Raw genomic sequence first — 784 nt, forward strand, 5'->3', positions numbered from 1 at the left:
GCAAACGCAAATGCGTTATTAAGCGACATCTAAGTTAAAAGTTTTACCTGATAAAAAGCCCGCTGATTTAATTAAATCAGCGGGCTTTTTTATGTATTTAATTCGAACTCTTGATAATGATTGATCATCAAGAGCGCAATTTAGTTAATGATTTAGACTAGCTCAGCTAAAATGGCTTCAAGCTTTTCTTGGTCAATTGCAAACTGACGAATGCCTTGGCTTAGTTTATCTGTTGCCATTGCATCTTGGTTCATTTCCCAGCGGAACGCTTGCTCACTCATAGGCTCAGGCGCCGCAACTGTTTCAGTTGTAGGAGTAAGTTGACGTACTAAAGGCGCATCTGTTGCTGCCAGCTCTGACAATAGACCAGGGCTGATAGTTAATCTATCACAGCCTGCTAGTAGTTGAATTTCGTTGATGTTTCTGAAACTTGCGCCCATAACGATGGTTTTATAATCATGCTTTTTGAAAAAGTCATAAATGTGCGTCACTGATTGCACGCCAGGATCGTTAGCACCACTGAAGTCGGTATCAGCATTATTGGCTTTATACCAATCAAGAATTCGACCAACGAATGGTGAGATTAGGTATGCACCTACCTCAGCACAGGCACGAGCTTGAGCAAACGCGAATACCAGCGTTAAGTTACAACGAATACCTTGTTGTTCAAGTATTTTTGCTGCTTGAATACCTTCCCATGTAGAGGCGATTTTGATCAATACGCGTGAGGTATCAATATCTTGCTCTTTATATAGCGCAACAAGTTCAAGTGCTTTATCTATGG

1 protein-coding gene is annotated in these 784 nt (G+C 40.9%); it reads right to left on the reverse strand.

All coding sequences use genetic code 11. The features are described from left to right. Positions 1–152: 152 nt before the first annotated feature. Positions 153–784: transaldolase family protein (locus CWB85_RS21585; RefSeq protein WP_138555997.1), on the reverse strand; the 632-nt coding region annotated here is incomplete at its 5' end.

This window comes from Pseudoalteromonas sp. S1727, from assembly GCF_005886375.1.
GTDB lineage: Bacteria > Pseudomonadota > Gammaproteobacteria > Enterobacterales > Alteromonadaceae > Pseudoalteromonas > Pseudoalteromonas haloplanktis.